This window comes from Streptomyces sp. ITFR-16 (assembly GCF_031844705.1).
In the GTDB taxonomy this organism is placed as follows: domain Bacteria; phylum Actinomycetota; class Actinomycetes; order Streptomycetales; family Streptomycetaceae; genus Streptomyces.
Map to the genome: position 1 here is coordinate 5,590,620 of NZ_CP134609.1, position 15,242 is coordinate 5,605,861.

Below are 15,242 nucleotides of genomic sequence, written 5' to 3' on the forward strand. Positions count from 1 at the left end.
GCACTCAGTGCCACGTAACAGCCTTCGGGAAATGTACTCAGATGCCAATAGGTCCGCTCAAATGAGTGCTCAGGCCCAAGAAATGGCCATGCCGCCTTCAAGAGGTGAATGGAGGGTCTCGGCTTGATCGTCGGAGAGATTCTTTAGATCTGCTGGCGGACAGGTGGTTGCGGCCGTATGACGGCCAAGTGGACGTACCCAGACACCTTCGATCTGGGTATGTTCCTCGCCGTCAGGGCAGCCACCGCGTCCTCGAGGAGTCGAGACCCGTGTCGGAACACAAAGAAGCTCAGAAGTTCGTCTACGACTTCACCGAGGGCAACAGGGATCTGAAGGACCTGCTCGGCGGGAAGGGTGCCAACCTCGCCGAGATGACCAATCTCGGGCTCCCGGTCCCTCCGGGCTTCACCATCACCACCGAGGCATGCAAGGTCTACCTCGACAGCGGCGAGGAGCCGGCCGCCCTGCGCGACGAGGTGAGTGCGCACCTCGACGCCCTCGAGGCGCGGATGGGCAAGAAGCTCGGCCAGGCGGACGACCCGCTGCTGGTCTCGGTCCGCTCCGGCGCCAAGTTCTCGATGCCCGGCATGATGGACACGGTCCTCAACATCGGCCTCTCCGACGCCTCCGTCGTCGGCCTCGCCGCCCAGGCGGGCGACGAGCGGTTCGCGTGGGACTCCTACCGCCGGCTGATCCAGATGTTCGGCAAGACCGTGCTCGGCGTCGACGGCGATCTCTTCGAGGAGGCGCTGGAGGCGGCGAAGGAGGCCAAGGGCGTCACCGTCGACGTCGATCTGGACGCGGCCGACCTGAAGAAGCTGGTCAAGGACTTCAAGAAGATCGTCACGCGGGACGCCGGACGCGACTTCCCGCAGGACGCGCGCGAGCAGATGGACCTGGCCATAAAGGCGGTCTTCGACTCGTGGAACACCGACCGCGCCAAGCTCTACCGCCGCCAGGAGCGCATCCCCGGCGACCTCGGCACCGCCGTCAACATCTGTTCCATGGTCTTCGGCAACCTCGGCCCCGACTCCGGCACGGGCGTCGCGTTCACCCGTGACCCGGCCAGCGGCCACCAGGGCGTCTACGGCGACTACCTCCAGAACGCACAGGGCGAGGACGTCGTCGCGGGCATCCGCAACACGGTCCCGCTCGCCGATCTGGAGTCGATCGACAAGAAGTCGTACGACCAGCTCATGCAGATCATGGAGACGCTGGAGAACCACTACAAGGATCTCTGCGACATCGAGTTCACCATTGAGCGCGGCCAGCTCTGGATGCTCCAGACCCGGGTCGGCAAGCGCACCGCCGGTGCCGCCTTCCGGATCGCCACGCAGCTCGTGGACCAGGGGCTCATCGACGAGGCCGAGGCCCTTCAGCGGGTCAACGGGGCGCAGCTGGCGCAGCTGATGTTCCCCCGCTTCGACCACGACACCAGGACCCAGCTGCTCGGCCGGGGCATCGCGGCCTCGCCGGGCGCGGCCGTCGGCAAGGCGGTCTTCGACTCGTACACCGCCGTCAAGTGGTCCCGGTCCGGCGAGAAGGTCATCCTGATCCGCCGCGAGACCAACCCGGACGACCTCGACGGCATGATCGCCGCCGAGGGCATCCTGACCTCGCGCGGCGGCAAGACCTCGCACGCCGCCGTCGTCGCCCGGGGCATGGGCAAGACCTGTGTCTGCGGCGCCGAGGAGATCGAGGTCGACACCAAGCGCCGTCGGCTCACCGTCGGCGAGACCGTGGTGGAGGAGGGCGACATCGTCTCGGTGGACGGCTCCACCGGCAAGGTGTACCTCGGTGAGGTCCCCGTCGTGCCGTCGCCGGTCGTCGAGTACTTCGAGGGCCGGATGCACGCGGGCGCCGACGACGCCGACGAGCTGGTCGCCGCCGTGCACCGGATCATGGCGTACGCGGACCGGGTGCGCCGGCTGCGGGTGCGCGCCAACGCGGACAACGCGGAGGACGCCCTGCGCGCCCGCCGCTTCGGCGCCCAGGGCATCGGGCTGTGCCGGACCGAGCACATGTTCCTCGGCGAGCGCCGCGAGATGGTCGAGAAGCTGATCCTGGCCGACACCGACCAGGAGCGCGAGACGGCGCTCGACCAGCTGCTGCCGTTGCAGAAGGCCGACTTCATCGAGCTGTTCGAGGCGATGGACGGACTGCCCGTCACCGTACGGCTGCTCGACCCGCCGCTGCACGAGTTCCTGCCCGACATCACCGAGCTCTCGGTCCGGGTGGCGCTCGCGGAGTCCCGCAAGGACGCCAACGAGAACGACCTCCGGCTGCTCCAGGCCGTGCACAAGCTGCACGAGCAGAACCCGATGCTCGGGCTGCGCGGGGTGCGTCTGGGCCTGGTCATCCCCGGCCTGTTCGCCATGCAGGTACGGGCGATCGCCGAGGCCGCTGCGGAGCGCAAGAACGCCAAGGGCGACCCGCGCGCCGAGATCATGATCCCGCTCGTGGGCACGGTCCAGGAGCTGGAGATCGTCCGCGAGGAGGCCGACCGGGTCATCGCCGAGGTCCAGGCCGCCACCGGAACCGACCTCAAGCTGAAGATCGGCACGATGATCGAGCTGCCCCGCGCGGCGCTGACCGCCGGTCAGATCGCCGAGGCGGCGGAGTTCTTCTCCTTCGGCACCAACGACCTGACCCAGACGGTGTGGGGCTTCTCCCGCGACGACGTGGAGGCCTCGTTCTTCACCGCGTACCTGGAGAAGGGCATCTTCGGGGTGTCGCCGTTCGAGACGATCGACAAGGACGGCGTGGGCTCGCTGGTACGCAGCGCCGTCGCGGCCGGCCGGGCGACCCGCCCCGATCTGAAGCTCGGTATCTGCGGGGAGCACGGCGGCGACCCCGAGTCGGTGCACTTCTTCCACGAGGTGGGCCTGGACTACGTCTCCTGCTCGCCGTTCCGGATTCCGGTGGCCCGTCTGGAGGCCGGCCGCGCGGCGGCCGAGTCGCGGGGCAGCGACAGCCGATGAGGCGGCACAGCCACTGATTCCGCAGCGGCCGCAGGTCCGGACGACCCTCACCGGACCGGCGGCCGGCGCGGAATTCCCGGAGGCGGCGGCACCCTGTGCGGGGGTGCCGCCGCCTCGTCGTGTTCAGCGGAATTTCCCCGTTGCTTTGTTTAATACGCAAAGATATGGGCCGGAACGGACCGGGGTGCGGCCCATGGATCCCCATCCATGGACCGCACCCGGCTTACCCCCGTCGAGTGCGGAGCCGCACCTTCGCCAACCGCCGCCGAACGAGCAAAACCCCCCACGGCCTTCACTCGCTCTTCCGGTGGCTCCGGAATCGCACCCGACGTCGTACAGCCTTTCGGGTGACGGTGGTTCGGGGCGAGACGTTTCACCTCTGGCCGAAACCCCGTGGTGACGTGCTGTTACGACTCGCATACACTTGCGCGGGGGTAATTGCAGGTGCAAGGGGTGGGAGTTCGGTGCTGCGTATCCATGTCTCCGGATGGGACCTTTCCAAGGTGCGGATGGCCTCCGGGCCGGACGCGCTGTGGGAGACCATTCTCAGTTTTCACCGGCTGAGGGACCGGAGGGCCTCCGCGGTGTTCGGGAAATGGCGGGCGGAAACCCGGCCGAGGTTGAATGCCGAAGTACGTCTGCTGTCCGCGGTCGTTCCGCCACGCGGCTATTTCCCCGACTTTCTGACGCCTTCTCAGGAAAGTGCCGACCCGCTGGACTTCACCGCCGGAATGGAGGCCCTGCGCGCGACTTCGCCCGAGCGGCTGAAGGCGGAGATGGCGGTGCTGGGCGCCGGGGGAACGGCCGGCGCCCGGGCGGCCGCGCCCCGCCGGGCGGCCCGCCCCGCCCTCCTCGAACCGCTGCGCGAAGGGCGCGCCGAGTCCCTGGGCCATCTCGCCGGAGCGCTGCGCGACTACCACCGCGCCGCCGTCGCGCCCTACTGGCCGCACATCCAGTCCGCCGTGGAGGCCGACCGCGCCGTCCGGGGCCGCGCCCTCCTCGACGGCGGCGCCGACGAGCTGCTCGCCTCGCTCCCGCCGGTGATCCGCTGGCGGGCCCCCGTCCTGGAGGCGGACTACCCGGTCGACCGCGATCTCCACCTGGACGGGCGCGGGCTCCTCCTCCAGCCGTCGTTCTTCTGCCGGGGCGCCCCGGTCGTCCTGCGCGACCCGCTGCTCCCGCCCGTCCTCGTCTACCCGGTCGCGCACTCCTGCGCCCCGGGCTTCGCCGAGCCGGGCCCCTGGCTCGGCCGGCTCCTCGGCCACACCCGCTCCACGGTCCTGCGGGCCATCGGCGACGGCTGCACCACCAGTGAGCTGGCCCGCCGCGCCGGTGTCTCCCTCGCCTCCGCGAGCCAGCACGCCTGTGTACTGCGCGAGGCGGGGCTCGTGCACACCCTGCGGCACGGCAGCTCGGTCCTGCACACCCTGACCCCGCTGGGCGGCTCGCTGCTGAGGGGCGGCGCACCGGTCGCCGTCTCCTGAGCGAGGACTTTCTCCGCCGGCACCGATGAGTTCCCGGCGGCCCCGGCGTCTACCTCTCGTACCTCGCGTTCGGGAAGCGCACGCGGGAAGCACACCGAGAGAGTGAGACGGTCATGCCTCAGATGATCTTCGTGAACCTGCCGGTCAAGGACCTGGAGACGACCAAGGGGTTCTTCGGCAAGCTGGGCTACTCCTTCAACCCCCAGTTCAGCGACGACCACACCGCCTGTCTGGTCATCAGCGACACGATCTTCGCCATGCTCCTGGAGGAGCCGCGCTTCAAGGACTTCACCAAGAAGGAGATCGCGGACGCCTCGACGACCACCGAAGTGATCCTCGCGCTCAGCGCCGACAGCCGCGAGAAGGTGGACGAGCTGGCGGACACGGCCCTCGCCTCCGGCGGATCGCCCGCCAACGAGCCGCAGGACCTCGGCTTCATGTACGGCCGGTCCTTCCAGGACCCCGACCACCACATCTGGGAGGTCGTCTGGATGGACCCGTCCGCCGTCGGGGACCAGGGCTGAGCCGCGTCCTCAGGCCCCGGCCCCCGCGAAGGAGACCGGCACCCCCGTCAGCTGCTCCGACGCCACCCACAGGCGCTCGCTCGTCACATCGCTGAGCGTCCACCGCGCCCGCCAGGACGGGGCCGGGGCCCCGCGCCAGCCCAGCAGCCGGGGGCCGGTGAACGAGTCGGGGCGGACACCGGGGGCGGTCGCCGCGTGCAGCGTCGGCAGGGCGCCCGCGGACGCGGGCTGGGCGATGATCCGGTTGCCGAGCCCGATGACCCGCTCCGCCGCCCTGCGGTTCTCCATCCGGGCGCCCGCCGTCTGCAGATTGGTCGAGGCGTAGCCGGGGTGCGCGGCGGCGGCCACCAGGCCGCTGCCGGCCGCCGCAGCCCGCCGGGCCAGTTCGTGGACGAAGAGCAGATTGGCCGTCTTGGAGCGGGCGTAGGCGATCCAGCGGCGGTAGTCGCGCTCGCTGTTGAGGTCGCCGATGTCGATGTCGGACAGCGCGTGCAGCCCGCTGGAGACGCTCACCACGCGGGCGCCCGGGGTGTGCAGCAGCTTCGGCAGCAGCAGCCCGGTGAGGGCGAAGTGCCCCAGGTGGTTGACGCCGAACTGGGTCTCGAAGCCGTCGGCGGTCCTGCCGTAGGGAAGGGCCATCACACCGGCGTTGTTGATCAGCAGATCGAGGGTGTCCGCGCGGTACGCCTCGGCGAACTCCCGTACCGAGGCGAGATCGGCCAGATCCAGCGCCGCGAACTCCACGTCCGCGCTCCGCACCGCGCGCCGGATGCGGGCGGCGGCCTCCTTGCCGCGCTGCTCGTCGCGGCAGGCGAGCAGCACCCTGGCCCCGCGTCGTGCCAGCTCCCGGGCGGTGATCAGCCCGATCCCGCTGTTGGCTCCCGTCACCACGGCCGTGCGGCCGCTCTGGTCGGGAATGTCGCTCGCGTACCGGACCCGGTTCATGGATCAAGCGTACGACCGACCGCGCCGATGGCCGGAAGTGCCCGCCCCTCGGGCTCCCGCGGTCCCTCGTCCGTGCCGAACGGCGGTCAGTCCGCGCGGACTTCGTAGACCGCCACGCGCACCCCGTCGTCGTCCAGACAGGCGCCCGTCGCCAGGTCGAAGCGCTGTTTCAGCAGCGGCGAGGCGACGAAGGGCGCCCCGTCCGCCGAGCCGACCAGCCCGCGCGAGAGGACGTACGCGCCGGTGAAGGGGTCGCGGTTGTCGATCGCGTACGCGCGGCCCGCGCGGTCCATGAACAGCGCGACCTGGTGGCCGTCCGGGAGCAGGGCGGCGACCCCGCGGCCCGGTGTCAGCAGCGCGCGGTGGCACACGGTGAGCCAGCCGGTCCCGGTGGCGACCCGGACGACCCGGGTGTCCTGCGCGGTCTCCGGCGTCTGGGCGGTCATCAGGAGGCGGTCCCTTCGAGGGTGCGGACGGCGAGCACCGGACCGGCGAGGATGTCCAGATCGGGCTTGACCTGGTCGCGTTCCGGGACGAACTTCACCGATGGATCGGGTGCGTCGGGTGCGTTGACGAAGGTGACGAACCGGCGCAGCCGCTCCGGGTCGCTGATGGTCTCGGCCCACTCGTCGCGGTAGCCGCGCACATGGTCGGCCATCAGCCGCTCCAGTTCGTCGCAGAGCCCGAGCGTGTCGTGCACGACCACGTCCCGTACGTGCTCCAGGCCGCCGTCGATGCGCTCCAGCCAGGCCGAGGTGCGCTCCAGCCGGTCCGCCGTGCGGATGTAGAACATCAGGAACCGGTCGATCAGCCGGACCAGTTCGGCATCGGACAGATCCTGGGCGAGCAGGTCCGCGTGGCGCGGGGTGGCGCCGCCGTTGCCGCCCACGTACAGATTCCAGCCACCGGCCGTGGCGATGATCCCGAAGTCCTTGCCCCGGGCCTCCGCGCACTCCCGGGCACAGCCCGAGACCGCCGACTTCAGCTTGTGCGGGGAGCGCAGACCCCGGTAGCGCAGCTCCAGGTCGATCGCCATCTTCACGGAGTCCTGCACGCCGTAGCGGCACCAGGTCTGCCCCACGCAGGACTTGACCGTCCGCAGCGACTTCCCGTACGCGTGCCCCGACTCGAAGCCCGCGTCGACCAGCCGGGTCCAGATCAGCGGCAGCTGGTCGACGCGGGCGCCGAACAGGTCGATCCGCTGACCGCCGGTGATCTTGGTGTAGAGCCCGAAGTCCCGGGCCACCTCGCCGATCACGATCAGCTTCTCCGGGGTGATCTCGCCGCCGGGGATGCGCGGCACGACCGAGTACGAGCCATTGCGCTGGAGGTTGGCCAGGAAGTGGTCGTTGGTGTCCTGGAGCGCCGCCTGCTCGCCGTCCAGGACGTATCCGCCGGCGCCGACGGTCGGCGCCAGCGAGGCGATGACCGAGCCGACCGTCGGCTTGCACACCTCGCAGCCGTCACCACCGCGCGCCGCCTCACGGCCGTGCGAGTCGAGCAGCTCCGCGTAGGAGGTGATCCCCAGGGTGCGGACGATCTCGTACAGCTCGCTGCGGGTGTACGGGAAGCAGCCGCACAGGCCCGCGTCCTGGCTCTGCGGGAGGAGCCGGCCGATCACCTTGACGCAACTGCCGCATCCGGTGCCCGCCTTGGTGCACTTCTTCACCTCGGGCAGGGTGGTGTGCGCGCGGACCGCGCCCTTGGTGACGTTGTGGCAGGAGCAGATCACCGCCTCGTCGGGCAGGGCGGAGGGGCCCAGCGCGACCGGGCCGCCCGCGCCCGCCGGCAGCACCAGCTGCTCGGGGGCGACCGGCAGGACCGTGCCGGTCATCGGACGCAGCGTGCCGTACTGGTCCGCGTCGCCCACCAGCACCCCGCCGAGCAGGGTGCCGTCCCGCGCGATCACGAGCTTCTTGTAGACCCCGGAGCGGGAGTCCGCGTACGTGACGTCGAGGCAGCCCTCGGTGCTCCCGTGCGCGTCGCCGAACGAGGCCACGTCCACCCCGAGCAGCTTCAGCTTCGTCGAGAGGTCGGCGCCGGTGAACTCCGCCCGTCCGCCCGCGATCACCTCGGCGGCCGTCTGCGCCATCTCGTAGCCCGGCGCCACCAGTCCGTATACCCGCCCGTCCGAGGCGAGCGCGCACTCCCCGATGGCGAAGACCGCAGGGTCGGAGGTCCGGCACTCCTCGTCGACGACGACGCCGCCGCGCGGCCCGACCGCCAGTCCGGCGTCCCGGGCCAGCTGGTCGCGCGGCCGTACCCCGGCCGAGAAGACCACCAGGTCCGCGGCGAGCGACGAGCCGTCGGAGAGCGACATCCCGTTCACCGCCCCGTCCTCGTCCGCGGTGACCTCCTGGGTGCCGACCCCCGTGTGGACGGTCAGGCCCATCTCCTCGACGGTGCGCAGCAGCGCGGCGCCTCCGCCCTCGTCGACCTGCACCGGCATCAGCCGGGGCGCGAACTCCACCACGTGGGTGTCGAGGCCGAGCCCCTTCAGGGCGTCCGCCGCCTCCAGGCCGAGCAGCCCGCCGCCGACGACCGCGCCGGTCGTCGCCTTCTTCGCGTAGGCCTCGATCGCGCGCAGGTCATCGATGGTGCGGTAGACGAAGCAGCCCTCGCTGTCCTTACCGGGGACGGGCGGGACGAACGGGGCGGAGCCGGTGGCCAGCACCAGCGTGTCGTACCCGAAGACCTCGCCGGAGCGCGCGGTGACCGTGCGGGCCGCGCGGTCCAGGGACCGCGCCGCGTCACCGAGGCGCAGCTCGAAGCCGTGCCGCTCCATGAAGCCCGGCTCGACCAGGGAGAGGTCCTGTGGTGTGCGGCCCGAGAAGTACGAGGTGAGCTGGACCCGGTCGTAGGCGGCGCGCGGCTCCTCGCACAGGACGACGACCCGCGCTGCGCCGGCGGCGGGCGTCAGCCCGCGGTCGGCGAGGGCCTCCAGGAACCGCTGGCCGACCATCCCGTGCCCGACGACCACGAGGGTCGGCACGGAGGGAGGCGCGGTCGGGGAAGTCGGGGAAGGGGACACCGGCATCTCAGAGGCCTCCGTCGTCGGTGAGCAGTGGAGTCGGTGAGCAGTGGGGCAGGGGCGGCAGGCCCGGGGCCTGTGTGCTCATGACGGGAAGCGTGTCCGGCGGGTGTTACCCGGCCGGATCCCCGCTGTTTCCCGGGAGGAACCTTGCGCTCAGCGCCCACCGGGCGGGTCTGTGAGGCCCGGGGTGCGCGCCGGGATCCGAGACGGTTGGACGGCGCACACATGTTCTCCTTAGGGTCGCGGTCATGCCCGACATCACCCTGACCACGCTCGTTGTGCTGTGCCTCGCCGCCGCGGCGGCCGGCTGGATCGACGCCGTGGTCGGGGGCGGCGGACTGCTCCTGCTGCCCGCGCTGCTGCTGGGCCTGCCGCACCTGCCGGCCGCGCAGATCCTCGGCACCAACAAGGCGGTCGCCATCGTCGGCACCTCGGGCGCCGCCGTCACCTACGCCCGCAGAGCGCCGGTGCGGGTCGGCACGGCCGTACGGATCGGCCTCGCGGCCCTGGCCGGATCGATGACCGGCGCCTTCTTCGCCGCCGGGATCAGCAGCGAGGTGCTGCGCCCGGTGATCATGGTGGTGCTGCTGGGGGTGGCGGCGTTCGTGATGCTGCGGCCGCAGTTCGGCCGGGCGGCCGGGGACGGCGTCGCGCCGCAGGTCACCCGGGCCCGCACCGTCACCGCGATCGTCCTGGTGGGCGGCGGGATCGGCCTGTACGACGGGCTGTTCGGGCCCGGTACCGGCACCTTCCTGGTCCTGGCGCTGACCGCCGTGCTCCACCTCGACCTGGTGACGGCCTCCGCCACCGCCAAGATCGTCAACGTCTGCACCAACGCCGGGGCCCTCGCGATGTTCGCCTACCAGGGCAATGTGCTGTGGCAGCTGGCCGCGCTGATGGCGGTGTTCAACCTGGCGGGCGGTCTGCTCGGGGCGCGGATGGCGCTGCGCAAGGGCAGCGAGTTCGTGCGCGGGGTGCTGCTGGTGGTCGTCTTCTCGCTGGTCGCCAAGCTCGCCTTCGACCAGTGGCACGCCTGACCGCAGCCCTCAGCGCACCCCGGTGAGATGGGCGTACGCCACCACGTTGCCCCGGTAGCCCGTCGCCGCGGAGAACCCACCGCCGCAGGTGATCAGCCGCAGCGAGGCTTGCTCCGACGCGCCGTACACCCGCTGGTCGGGGAAGTCGTCGCTCTCGTACACCTCGATCGCGTCGACCGAGAAGACGGCGGTCCGGCCGTCCTGCCGGAGCACCTCGACCGAGCTGCCCTTCTTCAGCGCGCCCAGGTCGTAGAAGACGGACGGGCCCTGGGCGTTGTCGACATGGCCCGCGACGATCGCCGTGCCCTTGGCGCCGGGCGGGGTGCCGTCCTTGTACCAGCCGACGATGTCGGTGTTCCCGGCCGGCGGCACGTCGAGGCTGCCGTCCGCGCCGAGCCCGAGCCGCATCATCGGGGCGTCGACCCGGATGCTGGGGATGGAGATGCGGACGGGGGCCGAGGGCCGCAGCGGCTCGGCGACGGGGGAGCCCGGCAGCAGCGCGGGGCCTGCGGCGAAGGCCTCGGCCGAGGCGGGGGCGGGCGGGGTGAGCCGGGTGTCCGCGCCGTTCCGGATCAGCCAGACACCGGCCAGCGCCGCGACGACGAGCAGCCAGCCCTTGGCCTTCTGGGACACGGTCGTCCTCCGGGTGGACGAGGGAGGGACGGGGGAAACGGTCCCGTCCCGGTGGCGCGGGGCCACCGGGACGGACACCGGGCGGTACGGAGAGGTGGAAGTCTCCGTCAGCTGCCGTCCCGCGTGCCGCTCGCCCGGCGACGCAGGAGCCAGGCTCCGCCGACGGCGGTAGCGGCGAGAACGCCGGCTCCCGCCGCGATCTGGGTGGTGTCCGGTCCGACGCTGCCGCCGATACCGGTCTTCACATGCCCCGTGGGGGCGGTGGGTGCGGCCGTGGTGCGGTGGCCGGAGGGGGTCTCGCGGTCTCCGGACGCGCTGTCGCGTCCGGGAGAGCTCGGCCGCTCCGAGGGGACCGGCCGCTCGCTGGGGGTGCCCCGGCCCGGGTCGGCGGGAGCGTCCGGCACGAGGGCGGAACCGGAGGCCTCGGCCTCGTCGAGCCCGGTGGGGTCGTACTCCTCGGTGTCGTAGAGGTCCGAGGGCAGACCGGCACCTGCGGGGGACTCCTCGGCCTCGCCGGAGGCGGAGGCGGACGCGGGGTCCGGCGCGCTGTCGGCGGCGTCCTTGCCCGCCGTGCCCGCGGCCTTCACCTCGATCTCGCCGGTGGCCTCCTTGCCGTTCTCACAGGCCACATCGATGCTGTACGGCCCGGGTTCGACATTGCCCGGCACCCGGAACGAACCGGCCAGGACCTCCTTGAGGGTGGCCGGGGCGAGCGCGAACTTCGGCGCGTCCAGCGCGCCGGTGTCACCCGTGGCGCCGGTGTCGCCCCCGCAGACATTGGTGTTCACCGTGACGGTGGTGCCCGGGGCGGCGCTCGCGGGAGTGATCTCCAGTGGCCCCAGTTCGTCCCCGTACGCGGACGGGGCGGCGGCACCGAGGCCGAGCGCGGCCGCGGCGAGTGCCGTGGCAGCGGTGCCGGTCACGAGACGGGCGGGACTGCGCATGGGGAGTTCCTCCGAGCAAGGGGCGCTGGCGGGTGGTCCGTGCTCCGAGCCAACCGCCCGCCGGGCCCCGATGCCTGCTGACACCGAGTCAGCTTTCACCCGTACGGACCGGCTCCGCCTCCTTGCCACCCCGTATGTCCGCAGGTCACGGCGGTGATGGCGGGAAGTGGGGACCCTTCTTCGCGGCCCGGTGCCGATCGGGTGACGGCCCCCATGGGTAATGTGATGCACATCACATGCATGCACCGGTCGTCGCCGGGCACACGCATGACACCCCCCACGGGACGGTGTGCGCAGCCGCCCCCGGCCGCCGACCCTTCCGGACCCACCCCCCCCTGGGCCCGGAAGGGTCGGACTGCGTTACCGGCCGGCCCCGCTCACTGCGGCGCGGTCGCGGACCACGCGATGGCGGGCGGCCTGATCCGGGCGCAGCGCGGGCGCCCCTCGGCGTCGGAGAGCGGCAGCCGTGCGGTGAGGTGCCCGGAGCGTACGGCCGCTTCGAGGACATCCGCGTCGATGTCGGCGAACATCAGCTTCGCCCGCCGGAACATCGAGAAGAGCCCGGTGGCGTCGACCGTGCCCCAGGACAGGTAGACGAAGCGCCCGCCGAGCCGGTTCTGCACATACGGCCCGCGGATCTCGACACCCTCCGCGCCGGCCTCGGCGGTGCACTCGAGGGTCCAGCGGGCGGCGGGCGCGTCGCCGGGGAGCAGTCCGAGCAGCTCGCCGGGCCGGTCCCGGCGCTGCACGCCCACATGGATGTTCTCGTAGCCGGGGAAGTCGCCGCCCGGCCCGCAGACGCGGCCGGGCAGGTCCGAGCCCTCGATATGGATCTGCACGGGGTGGACCCGCACGGGCGGGCGCGGGTCTTCGGTGGGGATCTCCATGCCGCCCATCGTGCCTCCTCGGGCGGGGTGCGTCAGACGGCGTCCTGCGGCGCGGCCTCGTACGCCGCCTCCAGGCGCCGCATCAGCTCCCCGTCGACCGTGAAGGCGGTGGTGTCGATCCGGGCGACCGGCGCCATGCCCTGCGAATTGGTGACGAACGCCGAGCGGAAGGCGCCGAGGCCGTCCAGCGTCACCGGCCTGCGCAGCGTCGGGACGCCCGCGCCCGGCAACTCCTGCTCCAGCAGCGCCATGGTGGTGCCGGACAGTGCCGGGGCCTGCGGCCAGATGACCGAAGTGCCGTCCCAGAATCCGATGTTGGTGATCGCCCCCTCGGTCACCGAGCCGTCGGGCAGGGCCAGCAGCGCGTCGTCGAAGCCCGAACGGCGGGCCAGATGCGCGTAGTAGGTCTGGCCGAACTCGCCCGGCCGCTTGAGATGCGGCGCGGTGCGTGCGAACGGGACGGACATCAGGCTCCTGGGCTCCGGTGTCATCCGGACCGGGCCGCGCACCGTCACCATGACGCTCGTCCGGCCGGCCTCCGGCGGCAGGTACGCCTGCACCCGCACCGAGGCGTCCGCCGTCCCCGCGCTCTCCAGCGCGTGCCGGATCAGTCCGCGCACCCGGCCGCCGTCCAGGGGGAGTTCGAACAGCTCCCGGTTCGCCGCGTCCAGCCGGGCCAGATGCAGCCCCAGGCCGCGCACCCGCCCGTCCCTGACCTGGAGGGCGGTGAAGTGGCCGTAGTTGAAGAAGACGGCCGTGCGCAGGTCGTCCTCGGTGGCCGGATGACCGTCGAACTCGGCGTAGGGGAAGGGGGTGGCCGCTGGAGTCGTCATGGCGTCCACCGTATGCCGACACGCCCGGCGGACGGCCCGCCGGAGACCGCGCTTGACCTCAACCATGGTTGATGTACGAGCCTCTTGCCCATGGACCTCACCACAGCGGAGAACTCCGCAGCCACCACGCCCGCGCCCGCCGCTCCCCTGAAGGTGGCGGTCATCCTCGCCAGCAACCGCGAGGGACGGTTCGCGCCCGTCATCGCCGACTGGTTCCTGGCACGGGCCGCCGGCCGCTCCGCCCTGGAGACCGACCTCATCGACGTCGCCGCGCTCGACCTCCCCACGGCCCTCTCCTACAGCCCGGACCCCCGGACCCGGGAGGTGCTGGCCGAGGTCTCGGCCCGGCTGGCCGCCGCCGACGCGTTCGTCGTCATCACCCCCGAGTACAACCACTCCTACCCGGCCCCGCTCAAGAACCTCATCGACCTGCACCGCGCCGAATGGCAGGCCAAGCCGGTCGCCTTCGTCTCCTACGGCGGGGTCTCCGGCGGGCTGCGGGCGGTCGAGCACCTGCGCCAGGTCTTCGCCGAACTGCACGCCGTCTCGATCCGCGACACCGTCTCCTTCCACCACGCCGGCGCCCTGTTCGACGACGAGGGCAGGCACCGGGACCCGGCCGGCCCCGACGCCGCCGCGAAGACACTGCTCGACCAGCTGTTCTGGTGGGGCCGGGCGCTGCGGGACGCGAAGGCGGCCCATCCGTACGGCGGCTGACCTGGCGGCGGCGGCCCGCTGCCGGACAATCGGGGGAGGGGGACCGCCGACCGCTGCGAGGAGACCGAAGTGACGACACCGGCATGGCTGGCCGTACTGACCACGACGGACAGCGAGGAGAAGGCCCGGATCCTGGCGCGGGGCGCGGTGGAGGCACGGCTCGCCGCCTGCGTGCAGATCTCCGCGCCCGTCACCTCGGTCTACCGCTGGCAGAACGCGGTCGAGACCACCGAGGAGTGGCAGCTGCTGCTCAAGACGACCGCCGAGCGGTACGACGAGCTGCAGGCGTACATCGAGGAGGCGCACGACTACGAGACCCCCGAGATCATCGCCCTGCCGGTGCTCCGGGGCAGCGCCCGCTACCTCGGCTGGGTCTCGGCCCAGACGGCGCCGGTCACCTCCCTCTGACGGGGGAGGCGACCGGCTGACGGGGGAGGCGGTCCGGCCGTCAGCGGTCCTTCGCCGCCAGCGCCTCCGCCACCCCCTTCTCCCTCGGCCCGAGGAAGTGCGGATCCGGCTTGAACAGGACGTCCAGCGCCGCCTTGCCCGCCGCGAACACCTCCCGCGTCCCGCCGTAGTACCAGGTCGCGTCGTGCCGGGCCTCGACCCCGACGCCGTACGCGTCGATCCCCGCCGCCCGGCACAGCGCGATCGCCCGCCGGATGTGGAAGCCCTGGCTCACCAGCACCGCGCGCTCGACCCCGAAGATCTTCCGGGCCCGCACACAGGAGTCCCAGGTGTCGAAGCCCGCGAAGTCGCTGACGATCCGGCTGTCCGGCACCCCGTGCGCCACCAGGAACGTCCGCATCGCGTCCGGCTCGTCGTACTCCACCCGGCTGTTGTCACCGGTCACCAGGACGACCTCCACCTTCTTGTCCCGGTAGAGCCCGGCGGCCGTGCGCAGCCGGTTGGCGAGATACGGGGACGGCTTGCCGTCCCACAGCCCCGCGCCGAACACCACCGCGACCTGCTGCGCCGGCACATCGGCCGAGGTCCTGATCCGGGACTCGGCCACCGTGTGCATCCAGGTGGCGGGCGCCAGGCCCAGCACACAGGCGGCCATCAGCCCCTGGACGGCCAGGCGCCGCCCCCGCCGGGTCCTCGGCAGCCGGGGCCGCACCCGCCCGGCGCCCCGCCGCACCCGCCCGGCCGCCCGCCTCAGCCGCTGTCCCGCTCCCCGTGCACCCCACCGCATGAAGCCCCCCTGTTCCCGTTCCGCCGCT

General features: G+C 72.1%; 14 protein-coding genes. 6 read left to right on the forward strand and 8 right to left on the reverse strand.

All coding sequences use genetic code 11. From position 1 onward, the window contains the following. Positions 1 to 269: 269 nt before the first annotated feature. The 3 genes from ppdK to RLT58_RS24720 all read left to right on the forward strand — a co-directional run bounded on the left by ppdK (position 270) and on the right by RLT58_RS24720 (position 4,989). Positions 270 to 2,981, forward strand: a complete 2,712-nt coding sequence (gene ppdK / locus RLT58_RS24710; RefSeq protein ID WP_311312548.1) for a pyruvate, phosphate dikinase — start codon at positions 270 to 272, stop codon at positions 2,979 to 2,981. A gap of 464 nt (positions 2,982 to 3,445) precedes the next feature. Next, complete coding sequence (locus tag RLT58_RS24715) at positions 3,446 to 4,465, forward strand: ArsR/SmtB family transcription factor (RefSeq protein ID WP_311312549.1); 1,020 nt, start codon at positions 3,446 to 3,448, stop codon at positions 4,463 to 4,465. Between the two features lie 113 nt (positions 4,466 to 4,578). Beyond that, positions 4,579 to 4,989, forward strand: a complete 411-nt coding sequence (locus tag RLT58_RS24720; protein WP_311312550.1) for a VOC family protein — start codon at positions 4,579 to 4,581, stop codon at positions 4,987 to 4,989. Between the two features lie 9 nt (positions 4,990 to 4,998). Here the strand turns inward: RLT58_RS24720 and RLT58_RS24725 are convergent, their stop codons facing one another. The 3 genes from RLT58_RS24725 to nirB all read right to left on the reverse strand — a co-directional run bounded on the left by RLT58_RS24725 (position 4,999) and on the right by nirB (position 8,971). Continuing rightward, entirely contained in the window at positions 4,999 to 5,934 is a 936-nt protein-coding gene (locus RLT58_RS24725) for an oxidoreductase (protein ID WP_311312551.1), read from the reverse strand. 86 nt (positions 5,935 to 6,020) lie between these two features. Beyond that, positions 6,021 to 6,380: a nitrite reductase small subunit NirD gene (nirD, locus tag RLT58_RS24730; RefSeq protein WP_311312552.1), complete on the reverse strand. Its 360-nt coding sequence runs from the start codon at positions 6,378 to 6,380 to the stop codon at positions 6,021 to 6,023. Then, entirely contained in the window at positions 6,380 to 8,971 is a 2,592-nt protein-coding gene (gene nirB / locus RLT58_RS24735; protein WP_311312553.1) for a nitrite reductase large subunit NirB, read from the reverse strand. The genes nirD and nirB overlap by 1 nt, the downstream gene beginning before the upstream one ends. A 245-nt stretch (positions 8,972 to 9,216) precedes the next feature. Here nirB and RLT58_RS24740 point away from each other — a divergent pair, with 245 nt between their 5' ends. Further along, on the forward strand, positions 9,217 to 10,005 hold the full coding sequence (locus tag RLT58_RS24740) for a sulfite exporter TauE/SafE family protein (protein ID WP_311312554.1): 789 nt from the start codon (positions 9,217 to 9,219) through the stop codon (positions 10,003 to 10,005). 9 nt (positions 10,006 to 10,014) lie between these two features. Here the strand turns inward: RLT58_RS24740 and RLT58_RS24745 are convergent, their stop codons facing one another. The 4 genes from RLT58_RS24745 to RLT58_RS24760 form a co-directional block, all read right to left on the reverse strand. Continuing rightward, positions 10,015 to 10,638, reverse strand: a complete 624-nt coding sequence (locus tag RLT58_RS24745) for a class F sortase (RefSeq protein ID WP_311312555.1) — start codon at positions 10,636 to 10,638, stop codon at positions 10,015 to 10,017. Positions 10,639 to 10,745: 107 nt separating this feature from the next. Further along, positions 10,746 to 11,582, reverse strand: coding sequence for a GVDTG sorting domain-containing protein (locus RLT58_RS24750; protein ID WP_311314755.1), 837 nt, complete (start codon positions 11,580 to 11,582; stop codon positions 10,746 to 10,748). 377 nt (positions 11,583 to 11,959) lie between these two features. Then, the gene (locus RLT58_RS24755; RefSeq protein WP_311312556.1) at positions 11,960 to 12,469 is read right to left on the reverse strand and encodes a DUF5990 family protein; all 510 of its coding nucleotides are present in this window, start codon (positions 12,467 to 12,469) and stop codon (positions 11,960 to 11,962) included. 32 nt (positions 12,470 to 12,501) lie between these two features. Continuing rightward, positions 12,502 to 13,302, reverse strand: a complete 801-nt coding sequence (locus tag RLT58_RS24760; protein WP_311312557.1) for an aminotransferase class IV family protein — start codon at positions 13,300 to 13,302, stop codon at positions 12,502 to 12,504. Between the two features lie 90 nt (positions 13,303 to 13,392). Here RLT58_RS24760 and RLT58_RS24765 point away from each other — a divergent pair, with 90 nt between their 5' ends. Both RLT58_RS24765 and cutA read left to right on the forward strand, forming a co-directional pair. Next, a complete protein-coding gene (locus RLT58_RS24765; RefSeq protein ID WP_311312558.1) occupies positions 13,393 to 14,019 on the forward strand; it encodes an NADPH-dependent FMN reductase in 627 nt (208 codons plus the stop codon). A 69-nt stretch (positions 14,020 to 14,088) separates the two neighbouring features. Next, positions 14,089 to 14,427 carry a divalent-cation tolerance protein CutA gene (gene cutA, locus RLT58_RS24770; RefSeq protein ID WP_311312559.1) on the forward strand — a complete coding sequence of 113 codons (339 nt, stop codon included), beginning with the start codon at positions 14,089 to 14,091 and terminating at the stop codon, positions 14,425 to 14,427. Between the two features lie 40 nt (positions 14,428 to 14,467). Here cutA and RLT58_RS24775 read toward each other — a convergent pair whose 3' ends face one another. Further along, positions 14,468 to 15,214: a SanA/YdcF family protein gene (locus tag RLT58_RS24775; RefSeq protein WP_311312560.1), complete on the reverse strand. Its 747-nt coding sequence runs from the start codon at positions 15,212 to 15,214 to the stop codon at positions 14,468 to 14,470. Between the last annotated feature and the right edge of the window lie 28 nt (positions 15,215 to 15,242).